Annotated in this window: 21 protein-coding genes and 1 pseudogene; 12 read left to right on the top strand and 10 right to left on the bottom strand. The window is 53.8% G+C overall.

Annotated elements, in window-relative coordinates:
• Positions 1–61 precede the first annotated feature (61 nt).
• The 4 genes from JH15_RS15770 to JH15_RS15755 are packed head-to-tail and all read left to right on the top strand — an operon-like array spanning position 62 to position 4,397.
• Positions 62–1,591 carry a class I adenylate-forming enzyme family protein gene (locus JH15_RS15770; protein WP_043532077.1) on the top strand — a complete coding sequence of 510 codons (1,530 nt, stop codon included), beginning with the start codon at positions 62–64 and terminating at the stop codon, positions 1,589–1,591.
• Entirely contained in the window at positions 1,588–2,397 is an 810-nt protein-coding gene (locus tag JH15_RS15765) for an enoyl-CoA hydratase/isomerase family protein (RefSeq protein ID WP_043532075.1), read from the top strand. The genes JH15_RS15770 and JH15_RS15765 overlap by 4 nt, the downstream gene beginning before the upstream one ends.
• A 9-nt stretch (positions 2,398–2,406) precedes the next feature.
• Complete coding sequence (gene pcaF / locus JH15_RS15760) at positions 2,407–3,612, top strand: 3-oxoadipyl-CoA thiolase (RefSeq protein ID WP_043532073.1); 1,206 nt, start codon at positions 2,407–2,409, stop codon at positions 3,610–3,612.
• 2 nt (positions 3,613–3,614) lie between these two features.
• Entirely contained in the window at positions 3,615–4,397 is a 783-nt protein-coding gene (locus JH15_RS15755) for an enoyl-CoA hydratase-related protein (protein WP_043532071.1), read from the top strand.
• A gap of 1,145 nt (positions 4,398–5,542) precedes the next feature.
• Here JH15_RS15755 and JH15_RS15745 read toward each other — a convergent pair.
• Entirely contained in the window at positions 5,543–6,190 is a 648-nt protein-coding gene (locus tag JH15_RS15745; RefSeq protein ID WP_043532068.1) for a hypothetical protein, read from the bottom strand.
• Between the two features lie 605 nt (positions 6,191–6,795).
• A complete protein-coding gene (locus JH15_RS15740) occupies positions 6,796–7,596 on the bottom strand; it encodes an EAL domain-containing protein (protein ID WP_156105345.1) in 801 nt (266 codons plus the stop codon).
• Between the two features lie 688 nt (positions 7,597–8,284).
• Here JH15_RS15740 and JH15_RS15735 point away from each other — a divergent pair.
• The 3 genes from JH15_RS15735 (at position 8,285) to JH15_RS15725 (ending at position 10,027) form a co-directional block, all read left to right on the top strand.
• The gene (locus JH15_RS15735; RefSeq protein WP_197053345.1) at positions 8,285–8,788 is read left to right on the top strand and encodes a 3'-5' exonuclease; all 504 of its coding nucleotides are present in this window, start codon (positions 8,285–8,287) and stop codon (positions 8,786–8,788) included.
• A gap of 175 nt (positions 8,789–8,963) precedes the next feature.
• A complete protein-coding gene (locus JH15_RS15730) occupies positions 8,964–9,239 on the top strand; it encodes an HIRAN domain-containing protein (RefSeq protein WP_043532064.1) in 276 nt (91 codons plus the stop codon).
• 206 nt (positions 9,240–9,445) lie between these two features.
• Positions 9,446–10,027: a DUF559 domain-containing protein gene (locus JH15_RS15725; protein WP_043532062.1), complete on the top strand. Its 582-nt coding sequence runs from the start codon at positions 9,446–9,448 to the stop codon at positions 10,025–10,027.
• A 215-nt stretch (positions 10,028–10,242) separates the two neighbouring features.
• Here JH15_RS15725 and JH15_RS15720 read toward each other — a convergent pair whose 3' ends face one another.
• On the bottom strand, positions 10,243–10,503 hold the full coding sequence (locus JH15_RS15720; protein ID WP_081949078.1) for a Wadjet anti-phage system protein JetD domain-containing protein: 261 nt from the start codon (positions 10,501–10,503) through the stop codon (positions 10,243–10,245).
• A 486-nt stretch (positions 10,504–10,989) separates the two neighbouring features.
• Positions 10,990–12,108 (bottom strand): hypothetical protein, encoded by a 1,119-nt coding sequence (locus JH15_RS15715; RefSeq protein WP_043532058.1) that lies wholly within the window; start codon positions 12,106–12,108, stop codon positions 10,990–10,992.
• 1,008 nt (positions 12,109–13,116) lie between these two features.
• On the opposite strand from JH15_RS15715, the gene JH15_RS15710 reads away from it, so the two are divergent.
• From JH15_RS15710 to JH15_RS15695, 3 genes and pseudogenes are all read left to right on the top strand, one after another.
• Positions 13,117–15,111: an AAA family ATPase gene (locus JH15_RS15710; RefSeq protein ID WP_043532056.1), complete on the top strand. Its 1,995-nt coding sequence runs from the start codon at positions 13,117–13,119 to the stop codon at positions 15,109–15,111.
• Positions 15,108–16,454, top strand: coding sequence for an McrC family protein (locus JH15_RS15705; RefSeq protein WP_052384177.1), 1,347 nt, complete (start codon positions 15,108–15,110; stop codon positions 16,452–16,454). Before JH15_RS15710 ends, JH15_RS15705 begins: the two co-directional genes overlap by 4 nt.
• 1,238 nt (positions 16,455–17,692) lie before the next feature.
• Positions 17,693–18,448: pseudogene (locus JH15_RS15695) on the top strand (methyl-accepting chemotaxis protein); the annotation flags it as partial.
• 309 nt (positions 18,449–18,757) lie between these two features.
• Here the strand turns inward: JH15_RS15695 and JH15_RS15690 are convergent.
• Entirely contained in the window at positions 18,758–19,648 is an 891-nt protein-coding gene (locus JH15_RS15690; RefSeq protein WP_043532053.1) for a DMT family transporter, read from the bottom strand.
• Between the two features lie 914 nt (positions 19,649–20,562).
• Between JH15_RS15690 and JH15_RS17615 the strand changes: the two genes are divergently transcribed.
• Both JH15_RS17615 and JH15_RS15680 read left to right on the top strand, forming a co-directional pair.
• Positions 20,563–21,102 carry a J517_1871 family lipoprotein gene (locus JH15_RS17615; protein WP_052384176.1) on the top strand — a complete coding sequence of 180 codons (540 nt, stop codon included), beginning with the start codon at positions 20,563–20,565 and terminating at the stop codon, positions 21,100–21,102.
• A 176-nt stretch (positions 21,103–21,278) separates the two neighbouring features.
• On the top strand, positions 21,279–21,899 hold the full coding sequence (locus JH15_RS15680; protein WP_043532051.1) for an EAL domain-containing protein: 621 nt from the start codon (positions 21,279–21,281) through the stop codon (positions 21,897–21,899).
• A gap of 73 nt (positions 21,900–21,972) precedes the next feature.
• Here JH15_RS15680 and JH15_RS18695 read toward each other — a convergent pair whose 3' ends face one another.
• The 5 genes from JH15_RS18695 to JH15_RS15660 form a co-directional block, all read right to left on the bottom strand.
• Entirely contained in the window at positions 21,973–22,629 is a 657-nt protein-coding gene (locus JH15_RS18695) for an HAD hydrolase-like protein (protein WP_422730569.1), read from the bottom strand.
• Between the two features lie 176 nt (positions 22,630–22,805).
• Entirely contained in the window at positions 22,806–23,237 is a 432-nt protein-coding gene (locus tag JH15_RS15670; RefSeq protein ID WP_043532049.1) for a MaoC family dehydratase, read from the bottom strand.
• Positions 23,238–23,259: 22 nt separating this feature from the next.
• Complete coding sequence (locus JH15_RS17910; RefSeq protein ID WP_081949076.1) at positions 23,260–24,321, bottom strand: LacI family DNA-binding transcriptional regulator; 1,062 nt, start codon at positions 24,319–24,321, stop codon at positions 23,260–23,262.
• An 18-nt stretch (positions 24,322–24,339) separates the two neighbouring features.
• Positions 24,340–25,179 carry a sugar phosphate isomerase/epimerase family protein gene (locus JH15_RS15665; protein WP_043532047.1) on the bottom strand — a complete coding sequence of 280 codons (840 nt, stop codon included), beginning with the start codon at positions 25,177–25,179 and terminating at the stop codon, positions 24,340–24,342.
• Positions 25,176–26,333, bottom strand: coding sequence for a dihydrodipicolinate synthase family protein (locus JH15_RS15660; protein ID WP_043532045.1), 1,158 nt, complete (start codon positions 26,331–26,333; stop codon positions 25,176–25,178). The genes JH15_RS15665 and JH15_RS15660 overlap by 4 nt, the downstream gene beginning before the upstream one ends.
• Positions 26,334–26,350: the final 17 nt, after the last annotated feature.

The raw sequence follows: 26,350 nt of genomic DNA, 5'->3' as shown, positions 1-26,350 counted from the left end.
AAGTTGTACGCCGATATGAAATTCTGCGTCGCCCAAGAAAACAATCAAAGAGGATATTTAAATGCTCACTGGGGACATGCTGCGTCGCGCTGCCGAGCGCTTCCCTAACAAGCCCGCCATCCTCTGGCAGGATACTGAACTCCAATACCGCGACCTGAACCGGTCTGCCAACCGCCTTGCCAATACCTTGATCGATGCTGGTCTTGAGAAGGGTAGTAAGGTGGGTATTCTCAGCCGTAACCGCACTGAGTACGGCATTATTTTTTTTGGCTCCGCACGTGCCGGTACCGTACTAGTGAACATCTCAGTACTCTATGCTCCCGATGAGCTGGCCTACGTTCTCGATAAGGCCGACGTTGAGTTACTGTTTTATGAGGACTTCCTTGCCGAGAAGGTCAATGCCATACGTGACCGTCTACCCAAGCTTACGCACATGGTACGCCTAGGTGATGGTGGCGAGGATATTCTTTTTGAAGATTTCATTACCAAAAGCTCCGAAAGCTACCCACAGGTTGACATTTCTGAGGATGACCCTTTCTGCATGACCTATACCGGCGGCACCACTGGTCGTCCAAAGGGTGTGTTATGCAGCCACCGAAACCGAGCTATTTGCGCGCATACGGTCATGGTGGAAGAAGCAATCGACGAGCGTGATGTGGTCGGGATCGTTACACCATTATTCCACGTGGCTGCGTTGAATATTATGTTTCAGCCAGCGGTCCTGGCAGGCGCCACATGTACTTTCCTGAGTCAATGGAATGTAGCGGACTTTGCAAACATGGTGCGCAAGACGCAAATGACGGCAGCGTTCATGGTGCCCACCCAGGTATCAATGGTTATGAATGATACCGACTTCGATCCGGCCGCCTACGAGACTTGGCGCAAGCTTTCCTTTGCCGGCGCGCCAATGCCGGACTGGGTACAGCGCGAGATGCTCAAACGTCTTCCTAAAGTAGACATGACCCAGATATACGGTCAGTCCGAGATGGGTGTGCTGACCAGTTTGCGCCCTTGGTACATGCCAGAAAAACTTGGTTCTATCGGGCGCCAGGCCTACAACGTGGATCTCGCATTGCTTGACCGTGACGGTGCTCCAGTGGCTCCCGGAGAAGTGGGGGAGATAGCCTCTCGTGGCGAGAACGTGATGCTTGAGTATTACAACGAGCCTGAGCAGACCGCGGCTTTTTGGAGTAATGGCTGGGCGCTGACTGGCGACCTTGGGGTGATGGACCAGGATGGCTTTGTCACTCTCGTCGATCGCGCTAAGGATATGATCATCTCTGGAGGGGAGAATGTATATCCCAAAGAGATTGAAAACGTCATCTATGAGCACACTTCCGTGGCTGAGTGTGCCGTGTTTGGTATTCCCGATGATAAGTGGGGAGAGGTGCCTGCAGCTTACGTCTCGCTCAAGCCAGGCGCAGAACTCGATGAAGAAGAGCTAGTTGAACTGTGTGCTCAGCGCCTTGCTCGGTTCAAGAGACCACGTTTGGTGAAATTCGTTGACGAGTTTCCAAAGACCCCCATCGGCAAGATCCAAAAAAACGTCTTGCGTGAAAATTATTGGAAGGATAGGGAGAAAAAAATATGAGTGAACGCTACTCGGAATATCAGCGCCTAAAGTTCGACTACCCCGCAGAACGGGTCCTGAGGATTACTATGGACAACCCGGGCCGGCTGAATTCAGCCGATGCCATAATGCACGGCGAGCTAGTACGAGTATGGCGCGACATTGACTCTGATCCGGATATCAGCGCGGTAATCATCCGCGGTGCGGGCGAGGCCTTCTCCTCCGGTGGTGATCTAGACCTTGTCGAAGAAATGAGTCAGGACTTTGCTACCTTGACCCGTGTCTGGAAAGAAGCTCGTGACCTCGTCTACAACCTAGTGAATTGCTCCAAGCCGATAGTGTCGGCAATGGACGGCCCTGCGGTTGGTGCCGGCCTGGTGGCTGGTCTGCTTGCGGACGTTTCCATCGCCTCGCGCGAGGCCCGCATCATCGATGGCCACACCCGCTTAGGCGTTGCTGCAGGAGACCATGCAGCTATCGTTTGGCCACTGTTATGTGGTCTAGCCAAGGCCAAGTACTACCTGTTGTTGTGCGAGCCGGTGAGTGGAGAGGAAGCTGAACGTATTGGTTTGATTTCCTTATGTACTGAGCAAGATGAATTGCATGACAAGGCCCTTGAGGTTGCCAAGAGGCTTGCTAGGGGGTCTCCCACAGCGATCCGCTGGACCAAATATGCGCTTAATAATTGGCTGCGTATGGCTGGTCCAACCTTCGATACCTCTCTTGCCCTGGAGTTTATGGGCTTCAACGGGCCTGACGTTCAGGAGGGCCTAAAATCGCTGCGTGAGAAGCGCAGGCCCAATTTTGATCCAGACTGCCCACTCTAGGAGTGATCTATGAGAGACGCGTATATCTGTGCGGGAACGCGCACGCCTATTGGCCGCTATGGTGGTTCCCTGGCGATGGTACGTCCAGACGATATGGCCAGCCATGTGCTACGCGCTTTGATGGCGCAGGTACCTGGATTGCCAGCTGAGGCAGTAGAAGATGTCATTTTAGGTTGCGCGAACCAGGCTGGCGAAGACAACCGGAACATAGCTCGTATGGCTGTGCTACTCAGCGGGCTCCCTGAAACCGTGCCTGGCACTACCGTAAATCGTCTGTGCGGCTCAGGGATGGATGCAGTGGGCATGGCGGCACGTGCGATCCGTACTGGCGAAGCGGAGGTGATAGTGGCCGGTGGTGTGGAGTCCATGACTCGGGCGCCCTTTGTAATGGGCAAGGCCACCTCCGCCTTCTCGCGCCAAGCCGATATCTTCGACACAACTATAGGCTGGCGCTTTGTCAATCCTCTAATTATGGCCCAATACGGCATTGACTCTATGCCGGAGACGGCCGAGAACGTGGCCGCCGATTTCGGCATCAGCCGCGAGGATCAAGACAACTTCGCTCTCCGTAGTCAGCAGCGCGCCGCGATCGCACAGCGCAGTGGTCGGCTAGGTAAGGAGATTACCCCGGTGGATATCCCTCAACGCAAGGGTGAGCCGCTGCAGGTAAGTGTCGACGAGCATCCAAGAGAAACCACGCTAGAGAAGTTAGCTAGTCTGCCTACGCCGTTTCGCGAGGGCGGCAGTGTGACAGCAGGCAACGCTTCAGGTGTCAACGATGGCGCTGCTGCCTTGCTAATTGCTTCTCCCGAGGCAGTGGTACGCTACGGCTTACAACCATTAGCGAGGGTGCGTGGGATGGCCAATGTTGGGGTACCACCGCAACACATGGGTATCGGCCCGGCACCTGCGAGCAAAAAATTGCTTAGTCATTTGGGAATGACTATCGGCGAAATCGACATAGTGGAGCTGAATGAAGCCTTTGCCGCTCAGGCCTTGGCCGTGCTGCGTGATCTGGGGCTCCCGGATAATGCCGAACATGTCAATCCGAACGGTGGCGGCATCGCGCTCGGGCATCCCTTGGGAATGTCCGGCACCCGACTAGTACTGACTGCGGCCTTGGAGCTGCAAGAGCAGTCTCTAGATAGGGCACTATGCACCATGTGTATCGGCGTCGGCCAAGGGATTGCTATGGTCATTGAGAGAGTGAAGTAATTATGAGCGAATCATCAAACCAGGTTTTGCTGGAGCGTGTCAGCCCGGCGATCGCGATAGTCCGTCTCAATCGACCAGAGGTCCGGAACGCACTTAATCTGACAGTTCGTCAGCAGATGGCTGAAATATTCAATCAATTGGGCGACGAGGCTGAGCTACGCTGTGTGATCCTCACAGGCAACGAGCAGAGTTTTGCTGCCGGCGCTGACATCAAAGATATGTCGCAGATAAGCGCGGTTGAAATGTATCACCGTCATACCGAGCGCCTCTGGAGCGCAGTTGGCGATTGCCCAGTGCCGGTAATAGCTGCAGTCAATGGCTTTGCTCTCGGTGGCGGCATGGAGCTGGCCATGCATGCTGACATTATTATCGCCGGCCGTGGCGCCCGTTTCGGTCAGCCAGAAGCTAAAGTTGGCATAATGCCTGGAGCTGGTGGTACCCAGCGGTTGGTGCGAGCAGTCGGTAAGTTTCGTGCTATGTACATGTGCCTAACCGGTGAAACCATTCTTGCTGAAGAGGCCTACCAAGTAGGCTTGGTCAGTAAGTTGGTGGAGGATAACGAGGTGATGAACGAGGCCCGAGCGATGGCAGAGCAGATCGCGGAGCTCCCCCCCATTGCCCTTGCTCAAATCAAGGAGGTGATTCTACATGGTGCCGATGCCCCACTGGGGGCAGCTTTGGCTTTGGAGCGAAAAGCCGTACAGCTACTATTCGCTACTCAAGATAAGCAGGAGGGTATGGCGGCATTCATGGAAAAGCGCAAGCCACGCTACACTGGCCTTTAAAAAAGGGCAAAATCATCTAGCATCGATTCTTGTCGGATTATTTAGCAAAGTTTTTTGGCCTTCAGCTACCTTGCGTCGCTCTATTATTAATACTGGGAGGCGTTACGTTGATCGTTTCGAATCCTCACGCCTTGCTGTGGTGGGTCATGGGGGCTCTCAGCTTTCGCAGAGCGCCCGTGAGGCTATCAATCACGAGCTGCAGTCGGAAGATGGTGAAATTCTAATTTCAGCAATCTCTGTGTGGGAAATTGCGCTTTTGGCCGTGAAGGGGGACCTCATGCTATCGATGGCTATCGATGATTGGTTGGATACCATCGAAGAGATCGAAAGTGTCAGTTTACCGCCCTAGACGCTGCCACGGTGGTTCAGTCAACCCGGCTCCTCTGAGAATTCCAAAGATTTGGCAGAATGCATGATCGTAGCATTGGCAGGCACTTCAACACTGAATTGATCCTCAGCGGAGGAAAGATCACACCCTACCGGCACCTCTCAAACTGCAGGAGCTGATTCATCCGACGACCCCTACTTCGAGCGATGAGCAACACGTAAAAGGTCATCGGCACGACCCGCGCTCACTAGCTGCTCTGGGTCTGGTAGTCGAAAGGGGGACGACTCGTCGCGGAACCGGAACAGGGCATCCGGCAGGTTGTCACTGATACCAGCCGCCACGCCCAGCACTCGGAGCGCATCGCGTAGGAAGGCCTGCAGCTTTTCAGCGCCTTGGGCGCGGGTGATCGTGGTCCGGTGCACAAGGGTACGGGCGGCAACGTTTTCACGTCCATGCCTAGGGCGCTAGCAAACAGACGAGGACTAATGGCCGGCTCGTCACGGGCTCGTGCTGAGGTCCTTAGATCGGCAGCGAAATGCTTGAACGACGCGGGGGTGGTGCATTCGGAAGAGGGGAGTCTGTTCAGCAGCACCGACTGGCAGAGCTTTTTGAAAGCTAATCACCTGGTGGGCAGCATGGGTCGTCGTGGTAATTGTCACGATAACTTTCGGTAGATGCGCTCAGCGTCTATACGGCAGCAGAGTGTATCTATCGTCGGTGAGGTGGGGTTCGTAGTGCGCGTCAGGCGCTCCGTGAGGTCGAAAGGATAACGTCATCAAAACTCCTTAGTAGCGTTGTCGCGCCCTAAAAACGGTCATCATTCGGTCGCCCTGCCGATATAGGGGGTAACGTCACAGATGGCCACGTCGTTCTTCTTAATCGCATAATAGTCGCGGACCTTGATCATGCTGGCACCGTAGGTCTTCTGGATTTGCGACAGAATCAACGGATAACGGCTCAGAACACTACTTAACGCACGACCACCTTGCAAAAACTTCAGTGGATATCGGGTGCCGACTACATAGAGGTATTTCTTCTTGTGGGTCTCATGCTCCGCCAGCTCAAAAAAGTCTTTGAAGATCCCGTTTTGCCGTATGGATTCCGAACCGCCCCGCCAGTCGATGAACTTGTACTCGGCAATACGCTTGTTGGTTTCAAGATCAAACTGCCTACCTGTGTTGCCGGCACCCAAGGAGAGGCTTTCTACCTTTTCTCCGGGCTCAAGCAGGCCGGGCAAAGAGCGAAGGATGCCCGCAGCATGGATGATGACATTGATCTCACCCGCAACCTGCTTCACAGCAATGGCGGAATCCATGAATTCATCGTCAATGCCGCGAGTTGCGCAGTAGTCGGCCAAGTCTTTGACATCTGAGTCGATGAGACGGCGTTCAATCTCCGAGAGGTTTCTGGCCAACGAGTCGCCCTTGAATGCTTCGAGCCTGTGCAGTGCCTTATCGATGCTCATGTATCCCCACGCATAACAAAAAGGGAGTCACTATCGCGCTATAGTGACTGAAAACGTACAGGCCTCACTGTTCGTCAGCCTGGTCGATAGAGGGTACCCTGAACTACTGCCCCAAGCGAGACGCGGACTCCGCCTAGTCACGAGGCCTGACGCATCCCCAGCGAATCAATCAAAATAGATCGACAAGGGTAGCGATGGGGACTGGAAAGGGTACCGATGGGTGGCGGCACATTATAGGATTGAGCCTGTTCAGGCCTTCAGTACCGACAGTGCCATTGCGGGATCACTTTCTTTCTCTCGTATCCCGTCTGGAATTAAAAGGACGCGTTAGAAAGACCTTTCTTCCCTCGCTGTCATATTTGCTGCTCAGCTTCACATGTCGCCGAACCAATGTGATAGCTCGGCGGATACCTGCTTGAAACCGACCGCTTTTTTCACTTCATTCGAGGCGAAGGCAATAGTCTAAAAACGGGATCTGCCTCACCCGTTTAAACTAACGCCGCAGGGGTCGGACCGGTGCAGTCCAACCCCTGCACACCTTAAGCCCCCTGCGATTGTGTATGGCTTTTCTATCCTAGGACTACTAATGCATCACTTCGTCCTGATTAAAGCGTATCGGCACGAGGCGAGCGTACCTCAATATGTAGGGCATCCAGCGTTGGTTGCAGATCCGAAGCCAGCGCGGCTACCGCGGGGCGGGCGTAGAAATAGCCCTGTTGGCGGTAGATTCCCTGATTGGCTAGCCATACGGCTTCCTCGTGTGTTTCAACCCCTTCGGCGACGAGTTGTATGTTTAGTTCATCTGCCAGGACGGCAACGGCGCGAACGATGGCCTGTCGCCGGGTATCCTTGTTACAGCCCATGATCAGTTCACGGTCTAGCTTGAGACTATTAGGGTTCAAGTCGGTTAATAAATCGAAATTGGCATAACCGTTACCAAAATCATCCAGCGCAGTAGTAAATCCGAGCTCATTATAGGTCTCTATGATCCGTTGCATATGCGACCGGTCTTCAACCCGCTCACTTTCGGTGATCTCAAAGTTGATTCGACTGGAGGGCCAGCCCATGCGTTTTGAGGTTGCCAAGGTGGCCTGTATGCAGGCCCGGGGCTCGTAGACAGCTTTGGGTAGGAAGTTTATCGATAGGATCTCCTGCATTCCAATCTGATGAGCTAGCTCGATGGCCTTAATTCTGCAGGCTTGATCGAAACGGTAGAGCAAGTCGTCGGTGACCTTTGAGAGAACCTGGAATGCTGATTCGCCATTTAAGCCCCGTACCAGGGCCTCGTAGGCATAGATCCGTGCTTCCTTAAGGTCAACGATCGGCTGAAAGGCCATTGTGAAGTCAAAAGGAAGCTCGCGATCACAGCGCCCGCAGTAATCGTCATGTCGTGCGCACTGTCTCACGTATTGTCCACCTATCTTAATTGCTTCAAGCACTTATCGGCAGAGTATGCATTTTCTGTAGGTATAAAATTCATCTAGCGAGGGAGGAGCCATGGTATACCGTGAACGGCTATTCATACGGGTGCCTAGATGCTAGCAGTGGTTCGTATGGGTCAAGCCCTCGCAGCATTCCGAGCTGAAGTGGCAGACGCAGCCATGCGTGAGTATTCGAAGGCCCAATCGCCCATTACCTTTTCCCTGCGTCGCAGTTAGAGGGGGCAGGAGGGCAGGAGCTCGCCACGATAAATCTGGCGCGCACAGCAGGGAGGATGTTTTTTGTACCCTGTCAGATCTGCGCGAGACAAGGCGCTATCGTCAACAGTCAGGCATCTTATTGAGAACGTATCGCAGGCGAGGCTCACAGTGAGATTCTATCTCCCGTTTCGCTAGCGGGTGTGGTCAGCTTTGGTTTTATACTCCCTCGATGCGAATAATACTTAATAATGATGAGTAACATTGTCAGTCTTGCTTACCCCCTAGCATTACCAGCTTGAAGGGCTTGATTTGTAGCCGCATCGCTTTGAGTAGCAATTGAATTGCGGGGGAAAGCGCCGGTGAACCTTCCCCAGGAAAATGAGAGGCACGAATTGGCAGCTTCGGCACTAGAATAGAAGTGGAAATGATACGTACAAAAATATGGGATAGGAAAGTGGACTCTATTAGCCTCGTTGGCCTTCCTCTTGTCACTTTTCTCGACGTCGAGGCATCGGGTCTCGATCAGCCAGCTAGCTACCCTATAGAGGTTGGCTGGGCCGATACGCTCGGAAACAGTGATAGCTTTCTTATACGCCCCTCTCATGCCTGGACACACTGGGATGACCAGGCTAAAGCACTCCATGGTATCTCACGGGGCCAGCTACTGGAGGAAGGTCTGTCAGTGATTGAAGCGGCTCAGCGGCTGAACGACATGCTAGGTGTCGAAACGGTGTATTGTGATGCGGTGGATTTTGATGGGTTCTGGCTCGGTAAGCTATTCAAGGTCGCAGGCATTGAGCCCACATTTCGGTTAGCTGATATGAATGAGTTTTACGCTGTCCTTGATACTGACAAGGCTGCCTATTTGAAGCACATCCTCAGAAGGCGCTCGGTTCCGCATCGTGCCCTAGGAGACGCCGCTCGCTATGCAAATGCCTGCTGCGAGGTATTCGGCTAAACGACCAGGGGAGCCCGACTCCCAGCAACGGAGAGACTGTCGCACTGCGGGCTAACCTCATACGGAACAGAAACCAGCCCCGATGCGACCGACCGGTCACGCGACGCGGATATGCTAAAAGTGATGTATCCCTGATTGTCGAATCCGATGTGCCTTTTGAATAGAGTTCCAAGGAATGGCTAAATTCGAAACCCGGGTAGCAGGCGTCTCTTTCTACAATGTCAACTTTTCGGCGGTTTCCTTGCGCTCGAAAGTCACTCTCTCACCGGACCCGAAGAATCCGCATGATGTGAATGGGATAAAGGTGATTATCGATGGCCATCATGTGGGGCACATCCCTAGATCGCTTAACGTCACGCTGAACGAGTACATTGAGCGCCAGTACAATGTGGGAGCCCGGGTGGCGAGTGTGACTAGTACGGAGCTAAGCGATATCGAGGCATTGCCTTGACCATTGTGGTCGACAGTTCCGTGACGAGACGCGCCACACACGGCAGCAGTCTCGGATCTCTTGTCGTGCCTCGACAGGATGCCTTTCGCGTTCTCCGCTCACCCGCACATCTCCCCGACATCAGTCAGCTCAAGGTCGGCTGGCTCGACTTTTTGAAAATAAGGAATCCCTCCCGCCCAAACGTGAGGTGCCCCAGGAGCCCGACTATGAAGCCCTTTATCGACAAGAAGTTCCATTTTACAGCGCCTCTTCAAAGACCCGAAGCCCTTCATACAGGGAAAAATCAGGAGTGGCTCCAGGCATGCCGCTTGGTGGAGGCTCATAATGAACAGCGCCTTGAGGCACTCAGAACCCTCCTCGATCAACAATTCGACAACGAGTTTTGGCAATACGAGAAAGAGGCACGGATATCCCGGCTGTTTCAGGACTTGAATATTACGCTACTTCCTGAGGAAAAGATCGAAGCCAAGCGTGAACGCGGCTACATGACAGCCTATGAAGAGTTCATTTTTCAATCGCTCAAACGCCACTACACGCTTTTCAGGCAAGTGAACATCGATGGTCGCTATATCGATTTCCTGGTGGTCCTGAGTAAGCCCTATCGCTTATGGGCACTTGAGGTGGATGGCGACATCCACCGCAGAAAGGCAGTTGCCGACACGGATGCGTCTAAAGAAATCCATCTCTCACGATTGGGCATCTACCTGATCCGCCTCAGCAACCGATGTATCACGAAAGACCACCGGCAGGCTGTCGACAGGGTGATTGAAGAGCTGAGGCAAGGATAAGGCTTGGCCTCTCACAGTGACGTGGTGGCCTAAATGCACTTGACCAGACTAGCGCTTTCGGGGGCATCACCGCTGACCTCGAACGGCACCACTACTGAATCAAATGCTGCATAGGGCCCGAACTTGACTAGCCCGGAGCACAATCATCGACTGAAAGGGACAGGCAACCTGCAATGCACAGGTGAAGAGCGTTGATCTATCGCTACGGCTTCCACTCACAACTGACGGCGCGCCCATTTCCAGTCCACCAGTTCCTGCTCCAAACGCAAACGATCGCCCCAGCGATGTTCGAGCAGGCCATGATAGACAGCCGCTTCATCGGAAGTCAGATGCGACAAACTCGCGTAAGAGGGGATTGGCTCGATGACGCATAGTTGACGGTGCCCGATCAGAGTCTGCTCGTCCATCATGACCGAACGTGCCTGAGGGTAGTGAACGCGTAGTCGATTCAATATCGAGAAGCCATGGGGATCGATATCCCCTCAATAGCGGATGTTGGACTGCGCCAACCACGGAATCCCCGCCAGCACCTCGATGCCCATGGCCATCCCGAAGATAGAGATCCGTCCATGATGGGGCGCTAGAGCCCAGCCAGTTTCCTGATTCTCGACGATGTGTAGCTCGGAGCGCCGCTACAAACGAACTTTACCTTCGGGACCACACCTTCCATTCTTTGAATCCGACTGGGCTGACACTCTTCAGGAGCTGCATAGGCTAAGCGCAGCCATCTTACGGATGCGAGGAGCGGCCATCACCCCGTTACATGTTAGAGCCGCGAAGCACAAAGCTGCCGGAGTGGTGCGCTCCACGACCGGAGAGGGGAATGCCAGGGTTTCTCAGTCTCGGGGAAGGAGGTTGCCCTCAAGTCGTGGGAATCACCTCTCTTTAGGCAGGTAAGAACGCCCAAGTAGCTAGGTAGGTACCTTGTCCAAATCATCTGTGGAAAAGCCACTCTAATGATGCTATGGCGCACGTGATACGATTCGCTTACATAGTACTGTCAAGAGCCTGCTTGGGAACCATAGCCAGGCGGTGAGCGCGATAAGAGCGTATAGTAGCCATATGGGGAGCAGCAATAGCAGCTTGGCTATCAAGGCGACAAGATCGCCTTTGTAAATCATTTTGCTTCCACGGCTGAGATATTTAGTGAACTTGATTGCGCCAGTATTATTAAGAAGCTTTAGCCCACCTTGACCGAAGGTAGCCGCCATTAAAATCGTTTCTTTACCTAGCACACTAGAGCGCTGAGCAATATCAATAGCCGTATTGCCACCAATACGGTATAGCGTGGCACTTTTACTGCCGAAGGCATCAGCAAAACGGGCTGCACGATGCAGATCCGTAGCATTTTGCGTGCGTGCCAGTAACTTCAGACCGCCGCGTGTTTTAGCTAATGTATTTATGTCACCTAGCATATTGCCTAGCGCACCAAGGCTACGCGTTTCACTGGCACTTTTTGCGGCCGACAAGACCGCTTTCCCCAACCAAGAAGGGAGTTTTCCAAGTCGTCGTGCGGCTTTCATTGCTATGATACTGCTCTTCGCGATAGTGGTGCCTGCCAGTGCGGGGGCACCTGTCCCTGCAGTCGCCGCAGTGCCTAACCCACTCGCAAGCTGAGCGGATGATGCAATGAATCCGAGTGAAGCAAGCGCAACCATGACTTCGTCAACTTCTTCTCCTTGTGCGTAGTTCACTCCTTGGCTGGCCAAGTCACGAATGTCGCCGATGACCATGAAGTCAGTCATCACGCTGGTCGCCTGTCCGATGGTCTCGTCGCTGGTACCTTCAAGTAGGCCTTCGCCAAGCTTGCTCAACTGGTAGCGCCACTGACTCCGGTGTTCGTTGATGGCCTGGTAAAGCGACTGTGCTTCTTGCCTGCTGCTCACGTATTCATATGTCATGAAAAAGCTCATGTAATCAGCAGCCTCTGCATAACGCTCTTCCTCTATCATGGCTTTCGCTTCTGGTAGCGGATCAATCCTCTGCAATGCCAATACGGAGAGCTGGGTATGTTGACCGATAATACCTGCTGATACTATCGCTAGTAAAAGAAGCATTAATCTGAGTGGGAGCTTTGCCATAGCGTTCTTTATCCAGAGATACGTATTGATTGTTTATATAAGGTTTAATATACCGTTTTGAAAGTCGACTGCGTTAAAAAAGTGTGTCTTGGACGTTGTATGTGCGGGCGACATGTTAGTTATCATTTGTTTATCGGCTTACCCTAATAAAACTTTAGAGCTGCCTACCATAGCCCTAACTGAGCGAAACCGTTGGAGAGCCACCGAAAAATTGCCCGTGGTTCTAAGCGCAGCCGACGCCCTACCCAAGCAGCTAAGATGTGATGAGGCCAGGCCCTAGATATAATCGTCTGGCGTTGGTGTTCGGTTGACAGAGGCAAGCCGGCCAATAGATCAGTCCTGTCGGTAATAACCTACAAACATAGGTGGGACCTACTGCATCGCTCATTAATGGAACCTGCCATCATACACGTCAACGGGGCAACGGAAGGCCCCAGAGGGAAACAGGTCAGGGAGACCTCCGCAAAGGACGCTCGGGCAGGATGCCACGAGATAGATGAAGGGAAGCGGTGATCGGAGCCCGGCCATACGAGGTCGGGCTCTTTTCTTTATAGCTCCTACCTAGCTTGGTTCCCTGCGGTACTCCTTACCCTTGTTCGCAAGCTCAGGAGACGCCACTGCCAGCGTTCCTGCTCGGGTTCGCCCAAAAAACCGCGTCTCATCGACCCTGCCCGGCCTTTGGCCGGGTTTCTTTGTTTAAGGGGCTCGCCCGCTGTGCACGAAATGCACCTCCGAGACCACACCTTCTATTCGTTGAATCCGGCTGGGCTGACACTCTTCTTGAGTTGCACAGGCAAAGCGCAGCCATCTTACGGACAGGCTGAGCACCCATTCCCCCGTTTCGTAGAGCACGTAACGTAAGGCTGCTGGACCATGGTCGCTTCAATGAGAAGATAGTAGCTTCGGCGGCACGCAGTATGATCAGTGCATCAATCGGTCAGGCCTGGCGGGGGCTGAACTTTTACCGTATTGGCGGCTACAATCGTAGCCCCTAGAAGGACATGATGAATGCTGACCTCCGAACAGATTCATGCTGAACTCAATAATCTGGGTTTCCGTTTGGAAGCGGGGAAATCCGAACCATCGTATGCCTATGAGCATTTGATCACAGAGGAAGTCTATCTCTACGTCAAGCGCAATAGGGACGGGCGGGCCGTTAGCACTTTTCCGTTGGTCCTTCCCCCCTCGTCAATGGCCATGCGCACGCTTATCGACGACATCGATGGCCTTGAGGTGCGCTGGGAAGTCACCAAGAGCACCAGCTATCGGCGTTTTCCGAAAGACAATGGCACGTCCCAGTATGGTTATGCTGCCAACCTGCAACGCATCGCTGCACTACCCGAATTGATAGCTGCCCTGGTCGAGCCCGGTTCGACTGTCGCACCCCAGGGGGCAGACAACGAAGTTCATTCCTATGAGCGTAAAGTAGACTCCATGTACCCTTTGAATCAGATTCTTTATGGCCCGCCGGGCACCGGCAAAACCTACGCCACCACCGAACTGGCGGTTCGTCTTGCCGAGCCGCAGTGGTACCAGGCCACTCACCGAGAACTCGTTGGTGACGAGCGGCGTCAGGCCATCAAGGCCAAGTATGACCGTCTGGTGAGAGAGCAGCGTGTGGTACTGACGACCTTCCATCAAAGCTTCTCCTATGAAGATTTCGTGGAGGGGATCCGCGCGACGACAGATGAGCAGACCGGCGGCATACGCTATGAAGTCGTAGATGGCATCTTCAAACAGATGTGCGAGAACGCTGACGTCACGGTTGAGGTCGCCGCCTCGGAAACGATCGAATTGGGCAATAGGCGCATCTGGAAGATGTCGCTGGGTAATACCCAGCAGGGTGAAGAATATATATTCGATGAATGCATAGAGAACGGCTATGTTCTGCTGGGGTACGGTCACGACATCGACTTCAGCGACTGCCACTCCCGTCGGTCGATCAAGGCACGTCTGGGGGACTACTATGGCGAGACCGTTAACAACAATGACTATGCTGTTACCGCGGTAAATACCTTCAAGAACCTGATGCAGCAGGGCGATCTTGTGATCGTCTCGGATGGCAATCATAAATTCCGTGCCATTGCCGAAGTTACCGGTGACTATGAATTCCTGAAGACAGAGGAGAGGGTAGGCTTCCAGCAATGCCGACCTGTGAAGTGGCTGCGTCAGTATTCGCCCAGCCTACCCAAGGAACGGCTGTTCCTGAAATCGTTGTCTCAAATGACCGTGTATGAACTCAAGCCGACCACGGTGGACCTGGGGAAACTGGAGCAGTTGCTCGCGCCGACTCGGGAGGAGAGCGAACAAAGACCCCATGTGCTCATTATCGATGAAATCAATCGCGGCAACATTTCCCGTATCTTTGGGGAATTGATTACCCTGCTTGAACCCAGCAAGCGCAAAGGGGCCGCCGACGCTCAAACAGCGGTCTTGCCTTATTCTAAGGACCCTTTTACCGTCCCCATTAACGTGTACTTGATTGGCACCATGAACACCGCAGACAAGTCCTTGGCCCAACTGGACTTGGCCTTGCGCCGGCGATTCAGCTTCGTCGAGATGCTTCCGCAGCCGGAGCTTTTGCGGGGCACCGAGGTGTATGGCATCGATTTGGCTGATCTGTTGACGATGCTCAATCAGCGAATCGAAGTGTTGCTGGATGCCGAGCATTTGATTGGCCACAGTTACTTCTTGCCGCTTACTCACGTTGCCGATGATGCCGAGCGTCAGGAAGGGCTGGCTGCGCTGTTCGAGAACAAGCTGCTCCCATTGCTCCAAGAGTATTTCTTCGATGACTATCAGCGCATAGGCTGGGTGCTTAATGACCCCGCCAAGCAACCGGCCGATAGATTTATCCTCACTCACGAGGCATCTCAGGAAATGCTACGCGCCGTCGGACAGCTGTTTCCGGCCGAGATTGCCGAACAGCTAATGGATAGTCGTTATCGGATCAACACGTCGGCCTTTGCACGGGAAGGGGCCTACCGGGCGATCATGGTATGACCGTTCAGGTACGCGAGTACGCCACCCTGACCTATGATGCCTCTCAGCAGCCCACTATGGATCTTGGTATCGTTTCCAGAGCCACGTTCGATTGGTTGATGGACCTGCAGCAGCGCTGGAAAGGGCAAGCCGACCTGCTCAGCATCGAAGGCAAGCATCGCCTTAGGCTGTGCAGCTATGTCGGCTACCTACAGAGCCCCAACGGCGAGGCCATTGAAATCCTCCCTAAGGCAGAGCAACGCGCGCCGAACGCGCCTGAAAGATTAAGGATTCTGCTGCAGACGATGCTCAGTGCATCGTTAGGCATAAAACCCCGTGAAGCAGAGGGCGCCGAGCTAATGCGCTCGCGGCTACCGTTGCATGAATGGGTGATTCGCCAGTTTCTGGATGCGTTAATGATCTTGGTGCGTCGAGGGCTGCACTTCGATTATCGACAAGTGGAAGAGCAATGTCGTTTTGTTCGTGGCCAGCTGGATATGGCCAAGCAGATCAGGCAGACGCCGGATAAAGCGGGCCACTTTTATGTGCGTCATGCCGAGTTTAGTCCCCAGCGGCTGGAGAATCGGCTGATCAAGACGGCTCTGGCGATGGTGTTCAAACAGACACGAGATTATGAGAACTGGCGACTGGCCAATATTCTCAGTCAGCAATTGGCCGACATCGAGCCGTTGCGCCGCCCTTTGCGGGACCTGGACCGTTGGCATGACGGCAAACTCATGCAACGGTACCAAGCGATAAAGCCCTGGTGTCGATTGGTTCTTGAGCAGCTCAACCCGGACTTCCAACAGGGGCACCATCGAGGTATTGCGCTGTTGTTCCCCATGGAACAGCTGTTTGAACGCTATTTGAAAGTCTGCCTGCAACGTCACCTGGTGAGTGGTGCAGAACTCGCCACCCAGGTCAGCCGTCGTCACTTACTGAGGCATGCCCCGGATACAGCCGATTGTAGCGTTGAGCAGAAGTGGTTTGCGCTAAAGCCCGATTTCCTTATCCAACAGCAGGCCGAAACGTTCCTGCTTGATGCGAAATGGAAGCTGTTGGATCAGAATCGATCGTCTCGCGACCGGAAATATGAACTGAAGCAGGCGGATCTGTACCAGATGTTTGCCTATGGACATAAATACCTGAACGGTAACGGGCATGTCATGCTGGTCTATCCCAAGCATGAAAATTTCAGTCAGCCCTTGCCGGTGTTTCGCTTTGACGGCAAGCTCTCGCTGTGGTGCGTCCCGATAGATTTGTATACGGGGAAACTGGTGAGTGGCGACTGGCAAGCCGCGTTTAGCTGTTTTCAGCCATTCGTCGCTAAGGCTAGCCAGAGCGTTATTTCTGTTCATTCATGACCTGAGCGGGCCGTAACCCGGGTCGCAGATACACCCGGTTCGGATGATCGTGATGGCGCCACCCTATAGCCCGTAGCGGTGGGTAGTGGCGCGACCTCTTTAACTAAAAAATTGAGCAGAATTACTGCGAGTTTAGTTAAAACACCCTCAGATAGCTTGAGGACATCTCCTTACGCTGTGGGAGTGTCGAGCAGGGCGTCACTGTTTCTTGGACCATACTCGCTGCAGCACATCAGCGTCGATGACCGGCAATGTATGGCTGTGGTTCTGGATCAGCGTACTGACATGACGTTGACCAATCGGTGGCCATAGAGTGCCCCGCGCTGGATGCTATGCCCACCTTCTGCGCTACTCAGATACTAAAAAAGTGCCGCTAATGGAGCGTCCCCGAGCTTCCAGTGATGCCGGTGTGCCAGCCTGTCTCGAAATGTCGGATATTCTGCCTCGTGTATCCGCAGCTGTAACCACGACACGGCCGCATGGCGAAGCGCATGGAAATCGATCGACGTCCCCCAGCGTTCTCGCAGCCAGCCGATTAATGAGGCAATCTATCCCTTTGGGGTGTAGGCCCTTGCGCTGAAGAGTGGTACAAACAAGGCGACCTCCCGAAGCGAGGTTCTGTAGGCTACCGCTCGCCGGGTATCCCACCATAGCGACATGCGTTCAGTCACGTCGGGTGGCGCCAATAGATGCAGCGGCACCCGCCGTCTGGCTGCTGATGTCTTGCTCTCTCTAATAACTCTAGCAATAGCAAGCCGGCAATATGCTGGCTGTACTAGCCGAGGTTGCCCCCAGCGCGTAGCGATGATGCTGGATTGGCCAGTCCTCGCCATCTTTTGCTCGATCCGAACGTCTGCGAGGGTCAGCTGACATACTTTGGAGGCTCGAAGCCCCGCGTAATAGCCGAGTGCGAAGGCAAGCGCATACTGCTGGTTGATTTGACTCGGGTTGGCTTGCCCTACCAGCGAGCGCCAGGTGTGGTCGGCCAAGTCTGGGTTGGCAACGGCTGTGCGGAGCGTACTGACGCCCTTTTTCAACGCAAAGGCGGGTAGCTCGACCTCCTCTAATAAGCCGTGGAACTGGCAAAAGCGAACAAACATACCCATCAAAAGCGAACAAACATACCCATCCTTTCGAGATCGCGCCGTTGGTCGCTAAAAGCTGTGGGCCTGACCTGGATCAAAGACTCGGCATTATTCCCCTTGCCGGGATTCAGGTTCGCCCACCTTCAGCCGATGAGCGTTGATAACGCCAGGCAGGCCCGCGAGTTGGCGCAGGAGGCTTCGAGCACCGCAGAGCGCGGCGGCGACGTGGTGGATCGTGTCGTCAAGACCATGCATGGCATTGCCGGTAGTTCCAGGCAGGTGGCGGAAATCATCAGCGTCATCGACTCGATCGCCTTCCAGACCAATATCCTTGCGCTCAACGCGTCCGTCGAGGCGGCCCGTGCCGGCGAGCAGGGCCGTGGCTTTGCGGTGGTGGCCAGCGAGGTCCGCAACCTGGCCAGCCGCAGTGCCGACGCCGCCCAGGAGATCAAGACACTCATCGAGGGCTCGGTGGCACAAGTCCAGCAGGGATCTACTCTGGTTGAGCAGGCAGGCCAGACCATGGATGAGGTGGTCACCGCGGTTCGCCGGGTCACCGACATCATGACCGAAATTTCCGTGGCCTCTCAGGGGCAGAGCGAGGGGATCGAACAGGTCTCCCAGGCAATAGGTCAGATGGATCAGGTGACGCAGCAGAATGCGGCGCTGGTTCAGCAAGCCTCGGTGGCCTCAGCCTCGCTGGAGGAGCAGGCCAACCGTCTGGAGGACGTCGTTGCGGTCTTCAAGCTGTCCAGCCGGCACAGTGTCAGCAAGCTTCCAGCGAGTGTAATCAACATCATCCACTCGGCTTCGGCAAGTTCAGCCGCACGGCAGGGAAAATCTACCAGGCCGGCCGCACATCAGATCTCTCGTCAGTCTGGTGAAACTGAGGCGTGGGAAGAGTTCTGAGCAGCATAGCCTGAGCTCGTGTGACGGCGCGTCCGTGCTGATGGCGGGCGCGCCGGACTGCCATCAAGTGATCGAGTCGGATAATGCGTCGCCACCGGACCGGGGTCCAGAGGAGCTCGTGGGCATGCTATGATGCAACCACGTCAATCGCGCTGGGGTACGGCGATAGCGAATGGCTAACGCGAATAGGCCCATTGATGAACAGCCCCAGGGTAAAGACCAAGAAAAGTGCGCTGTCATGGCCAGGCTCACATTGACGTAATCATTTCATCGAGTGGGCCTAGACCCAGAGCAGGCGCCGCTTGGGGGTCAGCTAGTATGCCGACGCGTTGCCAAGAAAATACCCGCACCCACAATCAATAGAGCCCCCATGTACGTTTCCTGCCGCGGGACATCTGCAAAGACTAGGTAGCCAAACAGGCTTGCCCAGACGATCTGCAAGTATAGGAATGGGGATACCAGAGAGGCCGGTGCAAAGCGCATCGACAGGATAAGACCTAGCTGGCTGACGGCACCAAGCAGCCCCACGCCGAGAAATAAAGGTATTTCGCTCACGCCAACCGGAGACCAGAACCAGGGTACGATCAGGCTGCTGACGATGGCACCGGCCAGGCCCGCATAGAATAGCGAGGTGAGAGGATGATCGGCGCGGCCAAAGCGGCGGGTGCATAGCTGGTACAGGGCGAAGCACAATGTCATGCCGAACGGCAGAAGAATGGCGGGCTGGGTGCGCCAGTCGAACGGGCCGATAGCAATAATCACTCCTGCGAACCCCGTCAGGACCGCCGCGCCGCGGGCGAGCGTGACCCGCTCCCCCAATAAGGGGATGGCCAACAATGTCACCAGCAGGGGCGAGCTGAAGTTGATAACATAGACCTGAAGTAGCGGCAGTTCGCGAAAGGCCATGTAGGCGAAGCAACTGGCTACAAACAGCAGTAGGCCACGTAGGGTTTGACCGGCCAGCGAGCCAGTGTGAAGTAATTCACGGGCACGCGGCAGACCCTGCCACAGCATGTAGCCGATCAGCACCAGCATATGACCGACATAGCGAGCCCAGACGACCTGAACAGGTGAATGCTCCTGAGCCAATAGCTTAGCGCAGGTATCCAACAGCGTGAACAGCAAGCCCGCCGCTAGCATGCAGCCGATTCCCAGCAAGGGGCGATCATTTTGTTGGGTGGCCGGAAGCGTAAGCGCCATATGCCTCTCCTTGGCGGTTTGAGTGGGCTGTCATGAGTTTAGCGCGCTAACTACCTTGAATAGCGACTAAAAGTCCTACCTAGAGCGTGCTGATAAGGGGCTCAATTTATTCCTGTGTCCTTTTTCATGATATGAAATAGCGTATTGATCTTACCCAGCAATCGTGGGCACCAATCTAAGAGATCATTCGGGCCTCGAAGGCCTCAGGGCTACAACTCTGCACCAGTATTTAGGGTATGACGAGAGCTGACAAGAAGCTTTTAGGTGCACGTGCAGCCTCGGGCACAGGTTTAGTAACGGATGACCGGGGAGAGGGTGCATGTAATCACGCTTCTGGCTCCTGAAGAAACTGACTGGATTTCCCTAAGGAAAGGAATGCGGTGTTTCGGAAGCCGAAAAATCGGCTGTCAGTACGCGCCAATAAATGGCGGGCCAGAAGCAAGAAACAGTCACGCCAGGCATCGGAATGCCAGAACAGCAATCGACAGTTCGTCTCGTATAACTAGGTTCACATGAAGGAGATGAATTTAAGTTACACATGAGCGTTCATAGTCCAGCGAGTTATCGACAGAAGGCTACGATTATGGCGGTTAAGCCAGAGAGGGGCGCTCGTGGAACAGAGTTGCGGGGCGTGACTTGTGAATACGCATGAAGCGTCATATTCGACAAGCTCACCTATACAGGGGGCTAGAAGTGCAATCAGGGTAGTTTGCACCTGATCCATATTTTTAATATGGATCAATCAGAAGTCAAGCAGTGGCCGACGATATTTTGACGAACGAAGTAGCTATCCTAGGTCTGCATCCTGGATATGAGTGTCTCACTACGCTGCAAGCTGCATTGCTGTTACCCTTAAGAACGAGTTGTCACTGGGTAGAGCCTGACGGCTTTTCAAAGCCTGAGGGATTCCGGAGATGCCCGGGACGATTCAAGCTGCGCTCAGAGTGATCTCTCCATGTATAGAGAGGATTCGTCGGGCCGGTATTTATTTGTTAGGCTGTTGCCTTCAATTACTGAAGAGAGTCGTTATTGTGAATGGTGTAATTCGGGTGGCTGTGGGCTGTATCGCCGCTGCAATCTTGGGCGGATGCGCAATGCCGATGAATGATATGATGGATAATAATTTTAGCGCGGTAATTCCGGAGCCGATCCCTGAGGGTATGGTAGGCACCTGGTCGGGTACCATGGGGCCGTATGCGGTCACCTTCCGGTTCGAAGATAATGGAATGGGGTTATATTGCTACGATTGGAATACGACAAAAGCCATTCATAAGATAAAATATGCCAACGGCAAAATTGAACATCAGGATGGGAAGAATATGTTGGTTTCCCAGCCGAACACCTCCACGATTATAGCCGATTGGCCATACACAGGGGCTAACGATGTGACCCTGACTCCGGATGAATCGCTGGCTAATGCCTCTGTCTATTGCAGTAAACAGCTGCGTAGCTAGGCCCCACCTCAGGCTTGAATGCGTTTTGCTAGACGGCGGGTTGCCGATCGACAACAACCGGAACCTGGCCGTCGAGCGTGATAATGTCCACGTGACAAGCGTAGAGCATTACTACTGCGCTCTTATTACCCTAATTACCGAGCAGGAAGAGGCCGTGGGAAGCGGCGTGTTCAATTTTGATCATTCCCAACAGCTTCATTCCCGCCGCTGAGCGATATGGTTTGATGCCTAAACTGGATCGTTGGGTCATAGCCAAGGTCTTCTCCGGCTATCATACGTTGAGTGCTGCGCACGAGCTTCCGCTTACCTGCGCCATCAACCTTTCAGGGACATCCCTCAACGAAGGAGGGCTCTTTGAATTCATACGGCAGCAGGCTGAGCAGCATCGGATCCCCGAGCATGCCATATGCTTCGAGATTACTGAGACGGCGGCGATCGACAATTTGCAAGCGGCAGCGGAATTTTACAAGGGATGCAAGACGCTGGGCTTCTTGTTTGCGCTTGATGATTTCGGCACAGGTACAAGCTCCTTTGGCTACCTGAAAAGCCTGCCGGTGGATTATCTCAAGATTGATGGTGGCTTTGTACGTAACATCGATAAGGATGGCATCGATCGCGCGATGACGGAGACCATCAACCGGATCGGCCATCTCATGGGCATCCGCACCGTCGCTGAGTTTGCTGAGAGCGATGAGATCATTCAGCGACTACGGGCCATGGGCGTGGATTATGCTCAGGGTTATGGGGTTAGCCGGCCTGCGCCCTTGTTTCCTGATTGTGAGGTGGCGCGGATTTAAAACACAATCGCAAGTAGTGCAGGATAGAAGGGTAAGCTACGCGGCACCAGATCGTAACAGTGCCCAATCCAGCCTAAACGCGTAGCTGGTCAATGGCGGATAGAAGCTCGCTGGGGTGGTGAATGGCGATTGCGCCTTCAGGGGTGGTTTCCTCATCGGGGAAGCGATTGAGATGCACCACATGCACACTAGCTTCGAGACCTGCTACAACCCACCACAGCATCATCAATAGCCACGCACTCATTAGATGCCAATCCCATCGCCTTGCCGGCCTGCCTATAAAGCGCGGGGTCGGGCTTCCAAACGCCAAGCGTGTAAGCGCTGAATAGACGGTCATCAAAAACGGGGCTAGGCTGCTGATTCCTATAGCACACAGAATTTTTCTTTCGGGACCGTTAGAGACGACGGCCTTCAGATACTCAGGCAAAGCCTGGAGCGCTTCTCGCATGCCGTCGATAGGGTGAAGCTCGGCGCGCATGCGTTGCTCCATGCGTTCCCGCATAGTGGCCTCCAGGATCGTGTATTGGTCACCTAGATGAACCTCATGACGCAGGGCCAAGGCCTCGATAATCATGAGAAGACGTACCCCACGAAATTCCTTGAGATACTGGGTTGCGGTAAAGGGAAGGTCGAACTGGGGTAGTACCTCACCGAGGACGTCAGCAAGCAGTATTTCGCTGTCGACCAGAGTGCCATCTGAATCGAAAAGCAGGCAGGGAAGGCTAGCCATGCAACATACCAGGATGTGATTTCAGTGGGCTAAATATGTGCGTTACTGGTCGTCAGGCGGTGTCGAGTCTCGCTCGTGCCGGGTCCCCAGCGAGATCGCAAGGGTTTCGGCAAGGCATATCGACCCCGATGACCGCGAAGAGATCCGATCAAGAAACAGAGGAAGTTAAGCTGAGCTCAATTCCACTTCATTATATGGACAGAGTGAACGCATAACTCTCTTTTCTGATTTGTGATTTCAGCTATTGAGTAAGAGCGCGATTTAGCATGATCGAGCTCGGAAATCGTATATGTGGCGGTTAACGTGTCGTCAGGAAAAACGGGTTTTAGAAACCGCACTTTATCGTAGCCTAAAGAGACCGAAACCCCTGTGTACCCCCTCTCTTTTGCTCGCTCGCTAATAATGGCAGCGACGGTTGACAAGATAGCCATCGATAATATGCCGTGAGCGATCTTACCACCAAAAATGGTTTCTCTTGCGTAGTCGTTATCGATATGTATCGGGTCATGGTCGCCGCTTATATTAGCAAAAAGCTCAATATCCCGTTCGGAAATCGATTTTGAGAAAGTAGCGGTTTCTCCTACGAATAATGGTAGCACACTCGTCATTGAGCTCCCTCAATTCAGTGGATTAGTTTGTTGTTAGAGCGGAAGTCGAATCCCGAACCACAAGCTCAGTATTAATAGAGCTATGCTCATAGGGGGAGTCTGGTTCTCTAAGCCTCCGAAGGAGAAGCGAGACGACTTCGTCCCCAATTTGCGAGCGGGATATTGCTACGGAGGTAAGGGCCGGCCGCCAAAGCCTGGACTCCGCTATATCGTCAAATCCTGTTACGGAGAAGTCTCGACCTGGTTCAAGTTGACGTGCTCGTAACCCAAGCATCACGCCAAATGCAACGATATCATTGAAACAAACAGCGGCTGTCGGTGGATTCTCTTTATCCAAAACATTCGAGATGGCTTCCATGCCGTCTGCGCGAGTGGCAGGACAAGTTACCATCAGTTCTTTTTCAACTGATATCCCCGCATTAGCTAGCCCGTCTAGATAGCCGTCTCGACGGTCGCGCCCAGTGGATGTTCTATCATTGACACCGATCATGGCAATACGGCGGTGTCCAAGCTCTATTAAATGTTGTGTTACCTTATACATGCCGCCACGGTTATCACCTGCAACATAGTCTGCTTCGATACTCGGTATGTTTCTTGAAAACAGGATGCAAGGTTTACGCCATGCCTGTATCTTCTGTATTAAATCAGGGGTTGTGTTTTCCGCAGGGCAAATTACTATTCCATCGACATTATATTCACGCATGGTATCGACAAACTTCTTTTGTCGCTCAGTCGATTCCGCTGTATTGGACAAGACCACGACACGACCATGCATAGTCATCGATTCTTGAATGCTAGCTACGATCTCGGCGAAATAAGGGTTCGTCAAGTCATTAACAACGACGCCAACTATGCCACTTTGGGCAGAGCGTAAACCTGCTGCACGCCTATTATATACGTACCCAAGCTGATCTGCTGCCTCGAGAACTCGCTTTCGCGTTCGCTCGGGAATCGTTGGGCTATCGCGCAAAACAAGGGAAACGGTGGATGTCGATACGCCAACCTTTTTTGCAACGTCTACAAGAGTCACGCGGCGAGGAGGCTGGGTAGAAACCGACTTATCCGTTTCTTTGTCATGTGCCATATACATTTCTCTATTTAATCAGCGAGATAGCTTATTAAGCACAGAGTATGCACGCTCTTTCGCAGTATGTAAAACTTCATCCGCTGGTTGAGACCACCAATATTCAGAGAATATTTCCACCTCGGGTATACCCTTGAACCCAGCTTCAGACATGGTCAAGGCGATGCTTTCCAGATCGATGATGCCATCGCCCATCATTCCGCGATCCGTGACAAGGTGTCGTGTCGACACAAGCCAGTCACATAGGTGGAAACCAATGAGTCTTGAGGCTCCCGCCCGATGAAGCTGTCTTGTTAGATCTGGATCCCACCAGACATGGTAGACGTCCATTGCTATTCCTAACGTAGACGAACCGGAGGGCTCTAGTAGGTCGCAAATTTCGTTAGCCTGAGCGAGAGTATTGATGCATGAACGGTCTGCGGCTTGCATCGGATGGAGGGGCTCTATGGCGAGTTTGATATTCGCTGACCGGGCGTGATCCATAATGGAATGAATTCCATCGATAACCATCTCTCTAGCGCCGGATAGGTCTTTGCTGCCTTCGGGTAAACCGCCACATACCAGCACTACCAAGGGCGAGCCTATAGCGAAGGCTTCGTCTATCACGCGCCGATTTTCTTCGATGGCGTCTCGACGTCCTGCCTCGTTATTCGCTGGAAACATGCCGCCGCGGCAATAACCGGTTACCCCAAGCCCTGAATTGCGCAGCAATTGCGCTGACGTCTCAAGGCCTAATTCCAGCACTTGGTCGCGCCAGGGAACAATAGACGAGAGGCCATGCCGCTTGCATCCCTCCACCGCTTCGCGAAGGCCCCATTGACGGCGGGTGGTTGCCGTATTAAGTGCTAGATCGATCATCGATTTGTTATCCCGTACGGCGCAAGCAGGATTTTCATACGTTGGCAAGCGAGCTCTGGATCGCGCAAGAGCCCCGCGCCTGCTGCAAGGCGGAATACATCTGCCAAGTGGAGCATGGAGCGAGCCCCTTGTTGTCCGCCCAGCATGGCAAAGTGCTCTTGATGCCCGTTAAGGTAGGCAAGTAACACGACGCCGGTCTTGTAGAAACGAGTGGGCGCTTCGAATATGCGCCGGGAGAGCGCAACTGTGGGATCGAGAATCGCATGGTACTTCGCTTCGTCGCCGTGCGTCAGGGCAAGCAGTGCGGCGGAAGCCGCCGGTGCTATGGGATCGAAAATGCCCAGCAGAGCATGGCTTTCGCCCTGATCGTCTCCGGCAATCAAGTCCGGGTAGTTGAAATCATCTCCGGAATACATTTTGACGCCCCCAGGGAGCCTCCGCCTCATCGATATCTCAAGCTCCTTGTCGAGAAGGGATACCTTGATACCATCGATCTTGTGAGCGTTAGACGAAATAATATCAAGGCAGGCGCTCATGGCGGTTTCGATGTCGCTGCTTCCCCAATACCCTTCTAGTGCCGGGTCGAACATCGGGCCTAGCCAGTGCAGGATTGCCGGCTCGTCCAGGTCCTTTAAGACCTGCTCGTAAACATAAGCGTAATCCGCAGGGTCGCGAGCTACGTTGGCCAGGGCGCGGCTTGCCATTAAGATGACACGCCCCCCCAAGGCTTGAACGGCGGCAGTCTGCTCACGATAGGCTTCGATTACCCTGTCCAAGCTGGCGCCTGAAGGCGCTAGATGGTCGGTTCCCACGCCGGAAAACACTATCGCATCCGGGCGGCTACTCGCTTCCTTCAGGGTATGTCTAATGAGTTCACGGGCACCTGACCAATCGAGGTCCATGCCACGTTGTGCCGTATCCATAGCTTCAGCTACGCCCAAGCCTAGATCCCATAGGTAATGGCGATAAGCCAGGGTCGCCTCCCAATCGATTCCAGACGAATCATAACTGAAGGGATCGACAACGACGTGTGCGGCAGAAATGCCTATCCGGGATAAGGGAGTACCTGGTTGCGCGGTCTCCCAAGTAGCGGGTTCCGGAATGCGGAATGTTTCGAGTTGTCTGTCACTGTTCGGAAGCTTGATCTCGGCCATGGTAATAATCCTTAATG

The organism is Litchfieldella xinjiangensis (assembly GCF_000759345.1).
Classification (GTDB): domain Bacteria; phylum Pseudomonadota; class Gammaproteobacteria; order Pseudomonadales; family Halomonadaceae; genus Litchfieldella_A; species Litchfieldella_A xinjiangensis.
This window is presented reverse-complemented; position numbering and strand designations above follow the sequence as displayed.

Bases quoted from the DNA above. Each gene is read 5' to 3' on its own strand.
- JH15_RS15765 (WP_043532075.1), top strand. From the start codon at position 1,588: ATGAGTGAACGCTACTCGGAATATCAGCGCCTAAAGTTCGACTACCCC.
- JH15_RS15770 (WP_043532077.1), top strand. From the start codon at position 62: ATGCTCACTGGGGACATGCTGCGTCGCGCTGCCGAGCGCTTCCCTAAC.
- pcaF (WP_043532073.1), top strand. From the start codon at position 2,407: ATGAGAGACGCGTATATCTGTGCGGGAACGCGCACGCCTATTGGCCGC.
- JH15_RS15755 (WP_043532071.1), top strand. From the start codon at position 3,615: ATGAGCGAATCATCAAACCAGGTTTTGCTGGAGCGTGTCAGCCCGGCG.
- JH15_RS15705 (WP_052384177.1), top strand. From the start codon at position 15,108: ATGACCGTTCAGGTACGCGAGTACGCCACCCTGACCTATGATGCCTCT.
- JH15_RS15730 (WP_043532064.1), top strand. From the start codon at position 8,964: ATGGCTAAATTCGAAACCCGGGTAGCAGGCGTCTCTTTCTACAATGTC.
- JH15_RS15660 (WP_043532045.1), bottom strand. From the start codon at position 26,333: ATGGCCGAGATCAAGCTTCCGAACAGTGACAGACAACTCGAAACATTC.
- JH15_RS17615 (WP_052384176.1), top strand. From the start codon at position 20,563: ATGCCCGGGACGATTCAAGCTGCGCTCAGAGTGATCTCTCCATGTATA.
- JH15_RS15665 (WP_043532047.1), bottom strand. From the start codon at position 25,179: ATGATCGATCTAGCACTTAATACGGCAACCACCCGCCGTCAATGGGGC.
- JH15_RS15715 (WP_043532058.1), bottom strand. From the start codon at position 12,108: ATGGCAAAGCTCCCACTCAGATTAATGCTTCTTTTACTAGCGATAGTA.
- JH15_RS17910 (WP_081949076.1), bottom strand. From the start codon at position 24,321: ATGGCACATGACAAAGAAACGGATAAGTCGGTTTCTACCCAGCCTCCT.
- JH15_RS15745 (WP_043532068.1), bottom strand. From the start codon at position 6,190: ATGAGCATCGATAAGGCACTGCACAGGCTCGAAGCATTCAAGGGCGAC.
- JH15_RS18695 (WP_422730569.1), bottom strand. From the start codon at position 22,629: ATGGCTAGCCTTCCCTGCCTGCTTTTCGATTCAGATGGCACTCTGGTC.
- JH15_RS15710 (WP_043532056.1), top strand. From the start codon at position 13,117: ATGCTGACCTCCGAACAGATTCATGCTGAACTCAATAATCTGGGTTTC.
- JH15_RS15725 (WP_043532062.1), top strand. From the start codon at position 9,446: ATGAAGCCCTTTATCGACAAGAAGTTCCATTTTACAGCGCCTCTTCAA.
- JH15_RS15670 (WP_043532049.1), bottom strand. From the start codon at position 23,237: ATGACGAGTGTGCTACCATTATTCGTAGGAGAAACCGCTACTTTCTCA.
- JH15_RS15690 (WP_043532053.1), bottom strand. From the start codon at position 19,648: ATGGCGCTTACGCTTCCGGCCACCCAACAAAATGATCGCCCCTTGCTG.